At 47.4% G+C, this 13,124-nt stretch carries 16 protein-coding genes; 15 read left to right on the top strand and 1 reads right to left on the bottom strand.

What is annotated here, in order from left to right:
• Positions 1 to 17: 17 nt before the first annotated feature.
• The 3 genes from Q9M42_RS04230 to rsmI are packed head-to-tail and all read left to right on the top strand — an operon-like array spanning position 18 to position 1,870.
• Positions 18 to 758 (top strand): tRNA1(Val) (adenine(37)-N6)-methyltransferase, encoded by a 741-nt coding sequence (locus Q9M42_RS04230; protein ID WP_322525292.1) that lies wholly within the window; start codon positions 18 to 20, stop codon positions 756 to 758.
• Positions 745 to 1,035: a GIY-YIG nuclease family protein gene (locus Q9M42_RS04225; protein WP_322525291.1), complete on the top strand. Its 291-nt coding sequence runs from the start codon at positions 745 to 747 to the stop codon at positions 1,033 to 1,035. Before Q9M42_RS04230 ends, Q9M42_RS04225 begins: the two co-directional genes overlap by 14 nt.
• On the top strand, positions 1,004 to 1,870 hold the full coding sequence (gene rsmI, locus Q9M42_RS04220; protein WP_440972310.1) for a 16S rRNA (cytidine(1402)-2'-O)-methyltransferase: 867 nt from the start codon (positions 1,004 to 1,006) through the stop codon (positions 1,868 to 1,870). Before Q9M42_RS04225 ends, rsmI begins: the two co-directional genes overlap by 32 nt.
• Before the next feature lie 41 nt (positions 1,871 to 1,911).
• Here rsmI and Q9M42_RS04215 read toward each other — a convergent pair whose 3' ends face one another.
• Positions 1,912 to 2,205, bottom strand: a complete 294-nt coding sequence (locus Q9M42_RS04215; protein ID WP_022792877.1) for an AbrB/MazE/SpoVT family DNA-binding domain-containing protein — start codon at positions 2,203 to 2,205, stop codon at positions 1,912 to 1,914.
• Positions 2,206 to 2,658: 453 nt separating this feature from the next.
• Here Q9M42_RS04215 and Q9M42_RS04210 point away from each other — a divergent pair, with 453 nt between their 5' ends.
• The 12 genes from Q9M42_RS04210 to Q9M42_RS04155 all read left to right on the top strand — a co-directional run bounded on the left by Q9M42_RS04210 (position 2,659) and on the right by Q9M42_RS04155 (position 13,105).
• Entirely contained in the window at positions 2,659 to 2,847 is a 189-nt protein-coding gene (locus Q9M42_RS04210; RefSeq protein WP_322525289.1) for a hypothetical protein, read from the top strand.
• A 14-nt stretch (positions 2,848 to 2,861) separates the two neighbouring features.
• Positions 2,862 to 4,847, top strand: coding sequence for a methionine--tRNA ligase (gene metG / locus Q9M42_RS04205; RefSeq protein WP_322525288.1), 1,986 nt, complete (start codon positions 2,862 to 2,864; stop codon positions 4,845 to 4,847).
• Positions 4,848 to 4,865: 18 nt separating this feature from the next.
• On the top strand, positions 4,866 to 5,630 hold the full coding sequence (locus Q9M42_RS04200; RefSeq protein ID WP_322525287.1) for a TatD family hydrolase: 765 nt from the start codon (positions 4,866 to 4,868) through the stop codon (positions 5,628 to 5,630).
• Between the two features lie 88 nt (positions 5,631 to 5,718).
• Positions 5,719 to 6,285: a ribonuclease M5 gene (gene rnmV, locus Q9M42_RS04195; RefSeq protein ID WP_322525286.1), complete on the top strand. Its 567-nt coding sequence runs from the start codon at positions 5,719 to 5,721 to the stop codon at positions 6,283 to 6,285.
• Positions 6,282 to 7,160 (top strand): 16S rRNA (adenine(1518)-N(6)/adenine(1519)-N(6))-dimethyltransferase RsmA, encoded by an 879-nt coding sequence (gene rsmA, locus Q9M42_RS04190; RefSeq protein ID WP_322525285.1) that lies wholly within the window; start codon positions 6,282 to 6,284, stop codon positions 7,158 to 7,160. Before rnmV ends, rsmA begins: the two co-directional genes overlap by 4 nt.
• A gap of 120 nt (positions 7,161 to 7,280) precedes the next feature.
• Positions 7,281 to 7,535: a Veg family protein gene (locus Q9M42_RS04185; RefSeq protein ID WP_022792872.1), complete on the top strand. Its 255-nt coding sequence runs from the start codon at positions 7,281 to 7,283 to the stop codon at positions 7,533 to 7,535.
• Positions 7,536 to 7,786: 251 nt separating this feature from the next.
• Positions 7,787 to 8,650, top strand: coding sequence for a 4-(cytidine 5'-diphospho)-2-C-methyl-D-erythritol kinase (gene ispE, locus Q9M42_RS04180; protein WP_322525284.1), 864 nt, complete (start codon positions 7,787 to 7,789; stop codon positions 8,648 to 8,650).
• 59 nt (positions 8,651 to 8,709) lie between these two features.
• Complete coding sequence (gene purR / locus Q9M42_RS04175) at positions 8,710 to 9,552, top strand: pur operon repressor (protein ID WP_322525283.1); 843 nt, start codon at positions 8,710 to 8,712, stop codon at positions 9,550 to 9,552.
• On the top strand, positions 9,549 to 9,926 hold the full coding sequence (locus tag Q9M42_RS04170; RefSeq protein WP_322525282.1) for a RidA family protein: 378 nt from the start codon (positions 9,549 to 9,551) through the stop codon (positions 9,924 to 9,926). Before purR ends, Q9M42_RS04170 begins: the two co-directional genes overlap by 4 nt.
• 341 nt (positions 9,927 to 10,267) lie before the next feature.
• A complete protein-coding gene (gene spoVG / locus Q9M42_RS04165) occupies positions 10,268 to 10,564 on the top strand; it encodes a septation regulator SpoVG (protein WP_322525281.1) in 297 nt (98 codons plus the stop codon).
• A gap of 185 nt (positions 10,565 to 10,749) precedes the next feature.
• Positions 10,750 to 12,138: a bifunctional UDP-N-acetylglucosamine diphosphorylase/glucosamine-1-phosphate N-acetyltransferase GlmU gene (gene glmU, locus Q9M42_RS04160; protein ID WP_322525280.1), complete on the top strand. Its 1,389-nt coding sequence runs from the start codon at positions 10,750 to 10,752 to the stop codon at positions 12,136 to 12,138.
• Positions 12,139 to 12,154: 16 nt separating this feature from the next.
• Positions 12,155 to 13,105: a ribose-phosphate diphosphokinase gene (locus Q9M42_RS04155; protein WP_322525279.1), complete on the top strand. Its 951-nt coding sequence runs from the start codon at positions 12,155 to 12,157 to the stop codon at positions 13,103 to 13,105.
• Positions 13,106 to 13,124 lie beyond the last annotated feature (19 nt).

Here is a 13,124-nt window from a genome sequence, read left to right as displayed (position 1 = left end):
ATCAGGGGGCGTAGGCAGTGAAAGAGGTATTACAGGCAGGAGAGAGAGTCGACTATACCCCTTCCAGGAAACCTATTATTCAGCATGAAAATGCTTTTGCGTTTTCCATTGACTCGGTGCTGCTTGCATATTTTTGCTCTGTGCCGAAAACTGTTGGGAAAATTATCGATCTTGGGACCGGCAACGGGATTATTCCTCTCTTATTAACAGAGCGGAGCCGCGTTCCTGTAACAGGTATAGAAAGACAGCCGGAGTTGTGTGATATGGCGGCCCGGACGATGGCGATGAACGGAGCGGATGGGCAGGTTACCGTTCAGCAGGAAGACGTACGGATGGTTCGTTCCAGGTATCACGGGGATCAGTGGTCGCTGGTGACGTGCAACCCTCCTTATTTTGATACCGGCCAGGAGACAATGAAAAATAATCAGGAAAAGCTGGCCAATGCACGCCACGAGGAGCACGGAAGCCTGGAAGAATTTGTCCGGTCTGCTGCATTTTTAGCCAAGCAGAAAGGGAAGGTGGCTATAGTTCTTCGTCCTGAAAGGCTCGCAGAGCTGTTTAGCTATTACCAGAAATACCGGATCGAGCCGAAGCGGATGCAGTTTGTGCACCCAAAGGCAGGGCGGGCAGCAAATATTGTAATGGTGGAGGGAATAAAAGCAGGCAGGTCCGGTTTAGAATGCCTTTCCCCGATTATTGTATACAATGCGGACGGAGAGTATACAGAGGAGTTTCGGGCGTACTATGGAACAAAATAAACATGTAGTCTATATACTGCAATGTCGGGACGGGAGCCTCTACACCGGCTATACAAACAATCTGCAAAAGCGGCTGGAAGCCCACAATGCAGGCCGGGGGGCAAAGTATACGAAGGGGAGGGGCCCTGTACGGCTCGTTTATCATCAGAGGTTCCCTACAAAAAGAGAGGCCATGCGGGAGGAATATCGTATTAAGCAGCTTTCCCGCAGTCACAAGCAACGGTTAATGAAGGAGGCGTATGATGATGACCCAGCAGTTCAGCTTTCAAGCTACTGAAAATAATGGCATGCTTTATTTAGTGCCAACACCGATCGGGAATTTAGAGGATATTACTTTTCGGGCTGTTCGTATACTTCAGGAAGCGGAATATATTTTGGCCGAAGATACGAGACAGACAAAAAAGCTTACCCAGCACTATCAAATAGATACGCCTTTAGAAAGCTATCACGAACATAACAAGCGTCAAAAACAGGAAAAAATTCTGCAATGGCTCACAGAGGGAAAGCAGGTGGCGATAGTAAGTGATGCAGGCACACCGCTGGTATCTGATCCCGGGGATGAACTCGTGCAAAAATGCATTGTGCAGGGAATACCGGTAGTGCCGCTGCCCGGTGCAAGTGCTCTTCTGCCAGCTCTGACGGCTTCCGGACTCGGGGGTGGCGGCTTTTATTTTCATGGGTTTCTGCCGCGGAAGAAAAAAGAGATACGCACAGTTCTGCAAAAGCTTCCGTCAGGCGTACCAATTGTTTTGTATGAATCACCCTACCGCCTGCTCGGGACGATCCACTTTCTGCATGAAGAATGGGGGGACGTGCCGGCGGTCGTGGCAAGAGAATTAACGAAAAAATATGAAGAATTTGTCCGCGGCACCCTGCTTGAAGCAGCGGCTGCTTTTGAAGACAGGGACATTAAAGGGGAATGTGTATTAATTGCAGAAAAGCCTGTTTCGGATGAATCCGGAGAAGAGGATCACGGGCCGATGGAGGAGGAAGTCCGGAAGTATGTGGAAGCGGGTACATCGAGCAAAGAAGCGATTAAAAAAACTGCCCAGCGCCGGAATGTTAAAAAACAGGAAGTATATGCGGCTTACCACGGGTTAAATAAATCATAAAAAAAGAGCCTTCCCCCGAAAGGAAAGGCTTTTTCGTGAACTTAAGCGTTCGATTTATGGTTTTGCACATAATCCTGAAGATCTTTAATAATTGCTTCAGCGCCCTCAGGGGAAAGAATGATTTTACCATCGGCAAGAGATAAGTTGTCATCCGACACTTCTCCGGTTACCTGGCAGGTCATGTTTGGTTTATATTTCTTCAATACAATGCGGTCGTGGTCCACATAAATTTCAAGAGCGTCTTTCTCTTGGATTTCAAGTGTGCGGCGGAGTTCAATCGGAATGACTACGCGCCCTAATTCGTCAACCTTGCGTACGATACCTGTTGATTTCATTGGTAGGTCCTCCTTAAATTCAGCTTTATTCGTCAAAATTCGACATTTTCTATCTGTACGCTAACAATACCAATGTTTTCTAATACCGTCAACGAATTTGAATTATGATTTCTGTGAAATTTAACAAAAATTTCAATCACTTATACAGAAATAAACCCTTTTATACATCTATTTATATATTAATTTTAAAAAAATAAGAACTTAATCACCCCGTTCATGTATAAAAAACCATAAAAATTTATAATAGGAAAATATTTACTTGGATCAAACTAATTTTGTCGAATTGTCGAATGAAAATATTTTTGACGAAAAGGGAAAAAACACATAGTATATTAGTGTAGAAAATATTGGCCCGACGAATGGATGAGTATCTAGAGAAGCCGGCACAGAGAACCGGGAGTGCTGGAAACCGGTGCGGCGGAACTAGAGAATATGGTCCGGGAGGGCGTCCGTATGAGCTGTAACAGTAAAGACGGGCCGTCGGCGGCGTTAACGCTGAACTTCCGGGGGCCGTATGCGCCTGGAAATAAGCCGTTGTTTGTAAAAACAGCGGAAATTTGGGTGGTACCACGTGAGCGCAGCTTTCGTCCCTTTGGCGGACGGAGGCTTTTTTATATTGGAAAAGACTTTATACACCTTTGAAGGAGGACATAAATATGCCAGAAGAAAAGAATACTTTTTATTTAACGACGCCGATTTATTATCCGAGCGGGAAGCTTCATATCGGACATGCGTATACGACAGTGGCCGGGGATGCTCTCGCACGCTACAAGCGCCTGAGAGGCTACGATGTAAAGTACTTAACCGGAACTGATGAACACGGGCAGAAAATTGAAAGAAAAGCGGAGGAAAACGGGGTGAGCCCGCAGCAGTTCGTCGATGACGCAGCGCAGAACATTAAGCAGCTGTGGGATAAATTAAATATTACCTACGATGATTTCATCCGCACGACTGAAGACCGTCACCGCGATGCTGTACAGATCATCTTTGAAAAGCTGAAAGAAAACGGTGATATCTATCTGAGCGAATACGAAGGCTGGTATTCGGTGCCGGACGAAACCTTCTATACAGAAACCCAGCTCGAAGAGAAACAGTACGACGAAGCAGGCAATGTAACCGCCGGCATCAGTCCGGAAAGCGGCCACCCGGTAGAGAAGGTGCGGGAAAAATCGTATTTTTTCAAAATGAGCAAGTATGCGGACCGCCTGCTTCAGTTTTATGAAGATAACCCGGAATTCATCCAGCCGGAATCCCGTAAGAATGAAATGATTAATAACTTTATCAAACCGGGTCTCGGGGATTTGTCCATTTCAAGAACGACTTTTGAATGGGGCATTCCTGTCAAAAGCGACCCGGAGCACGTGGTGTATGTATGGATTGACGCGTTGAGCAACTACATCACTTCGCTCGGCTACACGACAGAGCACGATGAAGAATACCAAAAATACTGGCCGGCGGATGTGCATATTGTCGGCAAGGAAATCGTGCGTTTCCATACTATTTACTGGCCGATTATGCTGATGGCCCTCGATCTGCCACTTCCAAAAAAAGTGTTCGGCCACGGATGGCTTTTAATGAAGGACGGGAAAATGTCGAAGTCCAAAGGCAATGTGGTGGACCCAATTCCGCTTGTTGACCGCTACGGCCTGGATGCTGTCCGCTACTATCTGCTCCGGGAAGTGCCGTTTGGGTCCGATGGGGTGTTCACGCCGGAGGGATTTGTGGACCGACTGAACTATGATCTCGCAAACGATCTGGGCAATCTTTTAAATCGTACCGTGGCAATGATTAACAAATATTTTGATGGCTCCATCCCGGCTTATGTGAAGGACGCGAGTCCGTATGATGCTTCGCTGCTTGAGCTGATAGAGGCAACCGTCACAAAGGTAGAAAATGCGGTGGAGGAAATGGAGTTTTCAGTGGCTCTGACAGCCATATGGCAGCTTATCAGCCGGACAAACAAATATATTGATGAAACCCAGCCGTGGATTCTTGCAAGAGATGAAAGTGAGCGGGAAGTGCTCGGCTCCGTGCTTTACCATCTGGCGGAATCTCTGCGGGTAATCAGTATACTGATTCAGCCGTTTATGACAGAAACGCCGAAGAGCATCTGGTCGCAGCTTGGGATAGATAAAGAAATTACAGACTGGGAGACGACGAAATCCTTCGCCCATATAAAAGAAGGCACCAGAGTAGCCGGTAAGGCCGTGCCTGTCTTCCCCCGTCTTCAGCAGGAGGATGAAGTAAAGTATATTATTGAGTCGATGGGTGGTACAGTGAAAGTGGAAGCGGAAGAGGAAGAGGAAACGGAAGAAAACGGTGAAATCACGATTGATGACTTTGGCAAAGTTGAGCTGAAGGTAGCGGAAATCATCGATGCAGAACCAGTCAAAAAGGCTAATAAACTGCTTAAAATCCAACTGGATGTAGGGGACGAGAAGCGTCAGGTCGTTTCCGGCATCGCAGAGCATTACACCCCGGAAGATTTAAAAGGCCGGAAGGTGATCTGTGTGACCAACCTGAAAGCGGTGAAGCTTCGGGGAGAGTGGTCGGAAGGAATGATTTTGGCTGCTTCTAAAGGAAAAGAACTGACGCTTGCGACTATCGATCAGGCTCTTCCAAACGGATCGATCGTGAATTAAAGAAAGGACGAGAATGTGATGCTTTTTGATACGCATGTTCATTTGAACGTAGAACAATTTGAAGGAGAAGTGGCAGAAACGATCAAGCGGGCCAAAGAAGCCGGGGTTGAATACATGACGGTTGTCGGCTTTGACCGGGAGACGATTCCTAAAGCGATAGAACTGGCGGAAACGTACGATTTTATTTATGCAGCAGTCGGCTGGCATCCGGTCGACGCTGTCGACATGACCGATGAGGATCTGGAATGGCTTGAGGAACTGGCCGGCCACCCCCGCGTGGTAGCTCTCGGGGAAATGGGACTTGATTATCACTGGGACAAATCTCCGAAGGATGTACAAAAAGAGGTATTCCGCCGGCAGATCAACCTGGCAAAGAAAGTGAACATGCCGATCATTATTCACGACCGCGAGGCTCATGATGATATTGTCGATCTGCTGGAGAAAGAAAATGCAGGAGAAGTCGGCGGTATTATGCACTGCTTTGGCGGGACTGCCGAAACCGCGAAGCGCTGTATGGATATGAATTTTTATATTTCCTTTGGCGGTCCGGTCACGTTCAAAAACGCAAAGCTTCCCAAGGAAGTAAGCAGGGAAATTCCGATGGACCGGCTGCTGGTGGAAACCGACTGTCCGTTTTTGGCGCCGCACCCATACCGGGGCAAGCGGAACGAGCCTGCATACGTAAAGCTGGTAGCCGAAAAAATCGCAGAATTGAAAGAAATTCCGTATGAGGAATTGGCTGCACAGACGACAAAAAACGCTAAACAGCTTTTTCGTCTGTAAACGATGAACAGGCCCGCTCTTTTCATGAAAATGGAAAAGCGGGCTGTATCATAGCAAAAGACTAAATTGGCTTAGAAGGAAGGTAATCGTGCGTATTTACGAATGTATCGTAGTGGAGGGCAAATCTGATACCGCTGCTGTCCGCAACGCGGTGGAGGCAGACACCATTGAAACAAACGGATCGGCAGTAAGTGAGGAAGCGCTCCGCCGGATTGAACTGGCCAGGGAGCGGAGAGGGGTCATTATTTTGACTGACCCGGACGTTCCGGGCGAGAGAATCCGACGGATAGTCAGCCGGCATGTGCCGGGGTGCAAGCACGCTTTCTTAACAAAAGGGAAAGCTTACGGAAGCCCGGGGCAGAGTCTGGGTGTGGAGCACGCTTCTGCAGAAACGATCCGGGAAGCTTTAAGGCACGTGCGCAGCGAAAAAGAGCATCCAGAAGTGACAGCAGCAGTAACAAGGCAGGACCTCCTGGAGCTTGGGCTGTTCGCAGGAAGCGGCTCTAGAGATAAACGCGCCCGCCTGGGAGAGATACTGAACATTGGATATGCCAATGGAAAGCAGTTTTTGAAAAGGCTGGAGATGTTTCAAATCAGCCAGGCTGAATTTACCGCGGCATATGAGCAATTATTGGAAGAGGAGGAGAAGGCTTGAAGGATATAGCAACCCCGGGGCGGACGAAGGATATACTGGAAAGACACGGATTTGCGTTTAAAAAAAGCCTGGGACAAAATTTCTTAATCGACGCAAACATTTTAACACGCATTGCAGAAGCAGCGGGTATAGAGTCGGAAGACGGGATCATAGAGGTGGGGCCAGGCATTGGCGCTCTCACAGAGCATCTCGCAAAACAGGCTGGTCAGGTGGAGGCATTCGAAATCGACCAGCGCCTGCTTCCGATTCTTGAAGAAACGATGGCTCCTTATCCGCATGTCCGGGTGCACCACCGCGATATTCTGCAGGTGGACCTCGGGGCGTTTATTCATGAACACATGAGTGAATGCCGAAGTGTATCCGTCGTAGGGAATCTTCCGTATTACGTTACGACTCCCATACTGATGGCAGTGCTTGAACAGAGGCTGCGGATTAAAAACATTGTGATTATGCTGCAAAAAGAAGTGGCAGAGCGAATGGCAGCCGTGCCCGGTACAAAAGCCTACGGATCTTTATCCATAGCGGTACAGTATTTTGCGGAAACAGAAAAAGTGATGACCGTTCCGAAAACTGTTTTTATTCCGCAGCCGAGAGTCGATTCGCTGATTCTCCGCTTGAGAAAGCGTTCTGCCCCACCGGTACATATAATGAATGAAGAATTCTTTTTCCGGCTGGTGCGCGCATCATTTGTACAGCGCAGAAAAACTCTTTGGAACAATTTGCTGAACCAGCTCGCGGGAGCGGAGGGCAAAGGCAGACTGCTGCAGGCGTTTGAGCAGACCGGCATCGATCCAGGAAGGCGCGGTGAAACGCTTTCCATGGAAGAATTTGCTCTGTTATCCAATGAACTTGCTCCTTTTTATCAAGAATTTTAAGACATTCTGAAAAAGAAGATTTAGTAATTGACATTCAAATTAAAGAATTGTTATAATGAAAAATTTTTGACAACTAGCCCGGGTTATGTTAACATGATTTATAGTGAGGTGGGTTAGACAATGGGAAAAACATTGGTGGAGATTAAAGAAGCGTTGGATTTAAAAGTAGGTAAACGAGTTACGGTAATTGCTAATGGCGGACGCAAGAAAACCGTCGAACGTTCCGGGTATTTAGAGGAAACATATCCTTCCGTCTTTATTGTCAAACTGGACAGAGCCCAGCATCCTGTCGAACGTCTTTCTTACAGCTATACAGATGTACTCACCCAGACAGTCAAACTGTATCTAACGGAAGAAGAAGAGCTTCAGGCTTAACTAACACATACGAATGCAGTCCCCGGACAGCATACAGGCTTTCTGCGCTAAGCGGAAAGCTTTTTTCATTTTTAAAGCCATGTTGAAGAAAGAACGGCAAAAGGTGGACGAAAGCCCGATTTCCGAATTCACGTGCGCCTGCGGGAGTAAGGGAAGCTTTTCCTGCTGTACATGCTGCAGTTTTTCAACTAAAATGTTAGAAGGTTGAAAGTACGGTAAACGTGGAGGAAGATGAGAGAAGGAGAATGATGGTGAAGTTATCAAAAAAGGCTCCGGCGAAAATAAATTTGACGCTCGATGTTTTAGGTAAACGGGCAGATGGCTATCACGAAGTAAAAATGGTGATGGCCCAGGTGGATTTGGCTGATCGTCTGGAGTTTGAGCGAAGAAAAGATGGAAAAATTGTCGTGCAAATGTCAGAGGGCTTTCTTCCGGAAGACCATAGAAACCTGGCGTACCAGGCTGCAAAACTGTTAAAGGATAAATACCGTATTGCTTACGGCGTGTCGATTTTCATACATAAAAACATCCCTGTCGCTGCAGGTCTTGCCGGTGGCAGCAGTGATGCCGCAGCTACGCTGCGGGGAGTGAATGAGCTGTGGGAAATCGGTGCGGACATGGAGGAGCTGGCAGAAATTGGGGCATTGATCGGCTCGGATGTCTCCTTTTGCGTACACGGGGGAACGGCGATCGCTACCGGACGGGGAGAGAAGATTGAGCACATTAACCCGCCCCCGTCCTGCTGGGTGATTTTGGCTAAACCTCCTACAGGGGTTTCCACCGGGGAGATTTATCGCAGAATCGACGCGGCTAAAAAACGCCAGGAGATGACCCCGGCTATGGTGGAGGCGATTCGGAATAACAATTATGAACAGCTTTGCCGCTCTTTATCCAATACCCTTGAAGAAGTAACTCTGCCGCTTTATCCCGAAGTGGGCCAGATTAAGGCCCGCATGCTCGATTCCGGTGTAGATGCTGCACTGATGAGCGGCAGCGGTCCTACTGTTTTCGGGCTGGTGGATAAGGAAAGTAAAGTCAGCCGTGTGTATAATGCGTTGCGTGGCTTCTGCTCCCAAGTGTACGCGGTTCGCCTGTTGAACAACCGAAACGCTTGATAAAATCCGTATGAAAATGGTATATTCTTGCTAAATATTCGGATTTTACGGAGGTAAGCATGAAAAAACTGAAACGAAGCGGCCGATTGGTTGATATGACCAATTTTTTGCTGCAGCATCCACATGAACTTATCTCTCTTGGTTATTTTACGGAGAGGTATGATTCCGCCAAATCCTCGGTAAGTGAAGATTTGACCATCATTAAAGAAATTTTTGAAACCCAGGGCGTTGGTGCACTGCGTACGGTGGCAGGCGCGAGCGGCGGCGTGCGATATGTACCAAAAGTGGAAAAAAGCACTGCAGAATCGTTTGTCGGAGACCTGTGTGAAAAGCTGGAAAACAAAGAACGGCTGCTGCCTGGAGGGTATTTATATATGATGGATATCCTTGGGCGTCCACGTACGATGAACGAAGTGGGGAAAATGTTTGCTTCTGTTTTTGCGGACAGGCAGATTGATGCCATTGTCACTGTGGCTATGAAAGGCATCCCGCTTGGATACGCGATTGGTACATATCTTGACGTACCTGTAAGCATTGTCCGAAGAGACCACCGGGTTACGGAAGGATCGACGGTGAGCATCAATTACGTGTCAGGTTCATCGAGACGCATTCAGACAATGTCCTTAGCGCGGAGGAGCCTGCCGGAAGGATCTAACGTCCTTGTAGTGGATGATTTCATGAAAGCAGGCGGCACGGTGAGCGGAATGATAGAGCTGCTGCAGGAGTTCCGGGCAAATGTGGCAGGCATCGGAGTGCTTGTAGAAGCTGAAGGCGCGGGAGAGCGTCTGGTGGATGATTACGTAAGCATTGCAAGAGTGGAAGAGGTAAACGAAAAGACGAAAAACATCCGTGTCGTTCCCGGTAATTTTCTAACAAAGCTGGAAAAGGAGAGATCAAGATGAAGGAAGTATTTACTAAACAGGCTCCAGAAGCCATTGGGCCGTACTCGCAGGGCATTAAGGTAAATAATGTATTTTACAGCTCTGGCCAGATCCCTTTAACGACGGCTGGCGAAGTTGTAAGCGGGGGCGTTGAAGAGCAGACGCACCAGGTCTTTCAGAACCTGCAGGCAGTACTTGCTGAAGCCGGTTCTTCGCTGAATCATGTTATTAAGGCAACCGTATTCATTAAAGATATGGATGAATTTCCGGTTATTAATGAAGTGTACGGTTCTTACTTTCAGGAGCATCAGCCGGCCCGTTCATGTGTCGAAGTCGCCCGTCTCCCTAAGGATGTAAAAGTGGAAATTGAAGTTATTGCTTTACTGGCTTCATAAAAACAGTGCTCTGTGCTGCCTGCGCGAATGGCAGCCGGGGCGCTGTTTTTTTACGATATGGGTAGAAAAGAGCATAAAACAGGACGATAAGAAAAATAACGGAAAGATTTTTAGAGACAGGACTTTTAGCTCGAGTAAAAAGATGTGGTAACATACATAAAACATCGTTATACTGAATACATGTTTATATACTTTAAAATTAAATATATCTGCAGACGATTTTTTGTCCGGGCAGGACTTTGCGGAATAATATAGAAATCAATAATCAGCCTCTTTACGCTTGATGCGAGAGAAGAGATACATATAGATGAGAGAGTTAATAAACCAAAGGTGGTGAAAACATGCAGGTAACAGATGTCAGGCTGCGCCGGGTAAATACTGATGGACGGATGAGAGCAATTGCTTCTATTACATTTGATGAAGAGTTTGTGGTCCATGATATTCGGGTCATTGATGGAAATAACGGTCTCTTTGTTGCTATGCCGAGTAAACGCACCCCTGATGGGGAATTCCGTGATATTGCCCATCCTATTTCGTCAGCAGCGAGAGAGAAGATCCAGTCCGCTGTATTGGCAGAATATAACGAGCAGGAACAACAGCCCGCAGAAAAAAATTTCAACGAAGCCGGCGCTTCGTAACTTCATACGTACCAGGGTAGCGATAACGGTCTCGATGGGGCCGTTATTTATTTTTGGCTGTAAACGAAATCAGGTGGATAGGTAAACGTTCATTATGTAGAATAGGTAATAGTGTATTCTTGAAAACCTACAGCTTTTAAGATATTATTCTTAATGGACAAAAATGCGCATATGGAGGAACCTACATGAACAATCGCTATGCCGTTATTTTAGCTGCCGGAAAAGGCACTCGTATGAAATCCAGTCTCTATAAAGTACTTCATCCTGTCTGCGGAAAACCGATGGTGGAGCACGTAGTGGACGAGCTCGAAGACGCCGGTGTCGATCAATTGGTGACGGTGACCGGCCACGGGGCAGAAGCTGTCGAAGAGCATTTAAAAGAGCGTACTTCCTATGTGCTTCAGGAGGAACAGCTTGGCACGGCTCATGCTGTAATGCAGACGAGGCAGATGCTTGAAGGTAAAAAGGGGACGACCATCGTTGCGTGTGGAGACACTCCATTGATCCAGGGAAGCACGATGCAGGCGCTTATGGATCATCATGAACAAATGGAAGCAAAAGCAAGCATTTTAACAGCCGTAGCAGACGATCCTGCCGGATACGGACGGGTCATTCGGGGCAGCAGCGGGGAAGTTGTCCGGATCGTTGAACATAAGGATGCAGACGAAACGGAAAAAAGCATCCGGGAAATTAATACGGGGACCTACTGCTTTGATAATGAAGCCCTGTTTCATGCCCTCAGCCAGGTGGATAACAATAATGTTCAGGGGGAATATTACCTTCCTGATGTTATTGGTATCCTTCAGGCACAGGGAGAAACCGTATCTGCCTGGACCACCCCGGACTTTTCTGAGACAATCGGGGTGAACGATCGTGTAGCTTTATCCCAGGCTGAAAAAGCCATGAAACGCCGCATTAATGAACATTGGATGCGACAGGGAGTAACTATCATTGATCCGGAGAATACTTATATCTCCAAGGAATCTGTGATCGGCGCTGATACAGTAATTGAGCCCGGAACAATTCTACGCGGCAGTGTACATGTAGGAACCTCCTGCCAGCTCGGCCCGCATTCCGAAATCAGCAACGCAGTCATTGGCAGCGAAACAGTGGTCCGTCAATCGACAGTGACAGACAGCGAGGTAGGAAACTCCGTACAAATCGGCCCTTATGCCCACGTCCGGCCGGCTTCGTCAATCGGTGATGAAGCCAAAATCGGCAATTTTGTTGAAATCAAGAAAGCCTCCATCGGAAAGGGAAGCAAAACGTCTCACCTCAGCTACATTGGAGATGCAGAGGTTGGAAAAAATGTGAATATCGGCTGTGGCTCCATTACTGTTAATTACGACGGTATGGGCAAGCATTTAACGAAAATCGAAGATAACGTGTTTATTGGATGCAACTCCAATCTTGTAGCTCCGGTAAACGTTGGGAAAGGCGCTTACGTAGCAGCAGGTTCCACTATTACGTCGGATGTGCCGGAGGATGCGCTTTCCATTGCGCGAGCAAGGCAGACGAATAAAGAAAACTATGTAAGTGAAAAATTAAATGCAGATAAAAAGCAAAACAAGTGACGGAGGGAATTAAAAAATGTCCACGATGGATCGCTCCAATTTGAAAGTATTCACCCTGAACTCGAATCCAAGGCTCGCAGAGGAAATTGTTGAACAGATCGGTACAACAATGGGGCTCAGCTCTGTAAAACGGTTCAGTGACGGAGAAGTGCAGATAAATATTGAAGAAAGTATCCGCGGCTGCGATGTCTTTTTGGTCCAGTCAACTTCAGACCCGGCCAATGAACATCTTATGGAGCTTTTGATTATGATCGATGCCATGAAGCGGGCTTCGGCAAAAACGATCAGCGTTGTCCTCCCTTATTACGGTTACGCACGTCAGGACCGTAAGGCCCGGGCGAGAGAGCCTATTACAGCCAAGCTGATTGCCAATCTGCTGGAAACGGCTGGAGCGACCAGAATTTTGAGCCTGGACCTGCACGCGACGCAAATTCAGGGATTCTTTGATATTCCGGTGGATCAGCTGCAGGGAGAGCCTATTTTGTCCCGTCACTTCAACGAAAAAGGCCTGGAAGATCTCGTTATTGTATCGCCTGACCACGGAGGCGTGGTGCGCGCACGCAGAATGGCAGACCGCTTAAAGGCTCCTATTGCGATTATTGATAAGCGCCGGCCGCGTCCAAACGTTTCAGAGGTCATGAATATTGTCGGTGACGTAGAAGGTAAAACGGCAATCATTATTGATGATATTATTGATACTGCCGGAACAATTACTCTCGCAGCGGATGCGTTAATCGAGTCGGGCGCAAACCATGTGTATGCATGCTGCACCCATCCGGTACTATCCGGACCGGCAATAGAAAGAATTGAAAATTCCAGGATTGAAGAACTTGTCGTAACAAATTCCATCGTGCTCCCGGAAGAGAAAAATATTGATAAAGTAACACAGCTTTCCGTCGGCCCGCTTATGGCTAAAGCAATTATTAATGTCTTTGAGCAGACTTCGGTCAGCCGCTTGTTTAATTAATCTACAAGAAAATCAATGG

The organism is Marinococcus luteus (assembly GCF_034497705.1).
GTDB lineage: Bacteria > Bacillota > Bacilli > Bacillales > Marinococcaceae > Marinococcus > Marinococcus luteus_A.
Note: the sequence above shows the minus strand (reverse complement) of the source record. Positions and strands in the feature narration are given on the sequence as shown.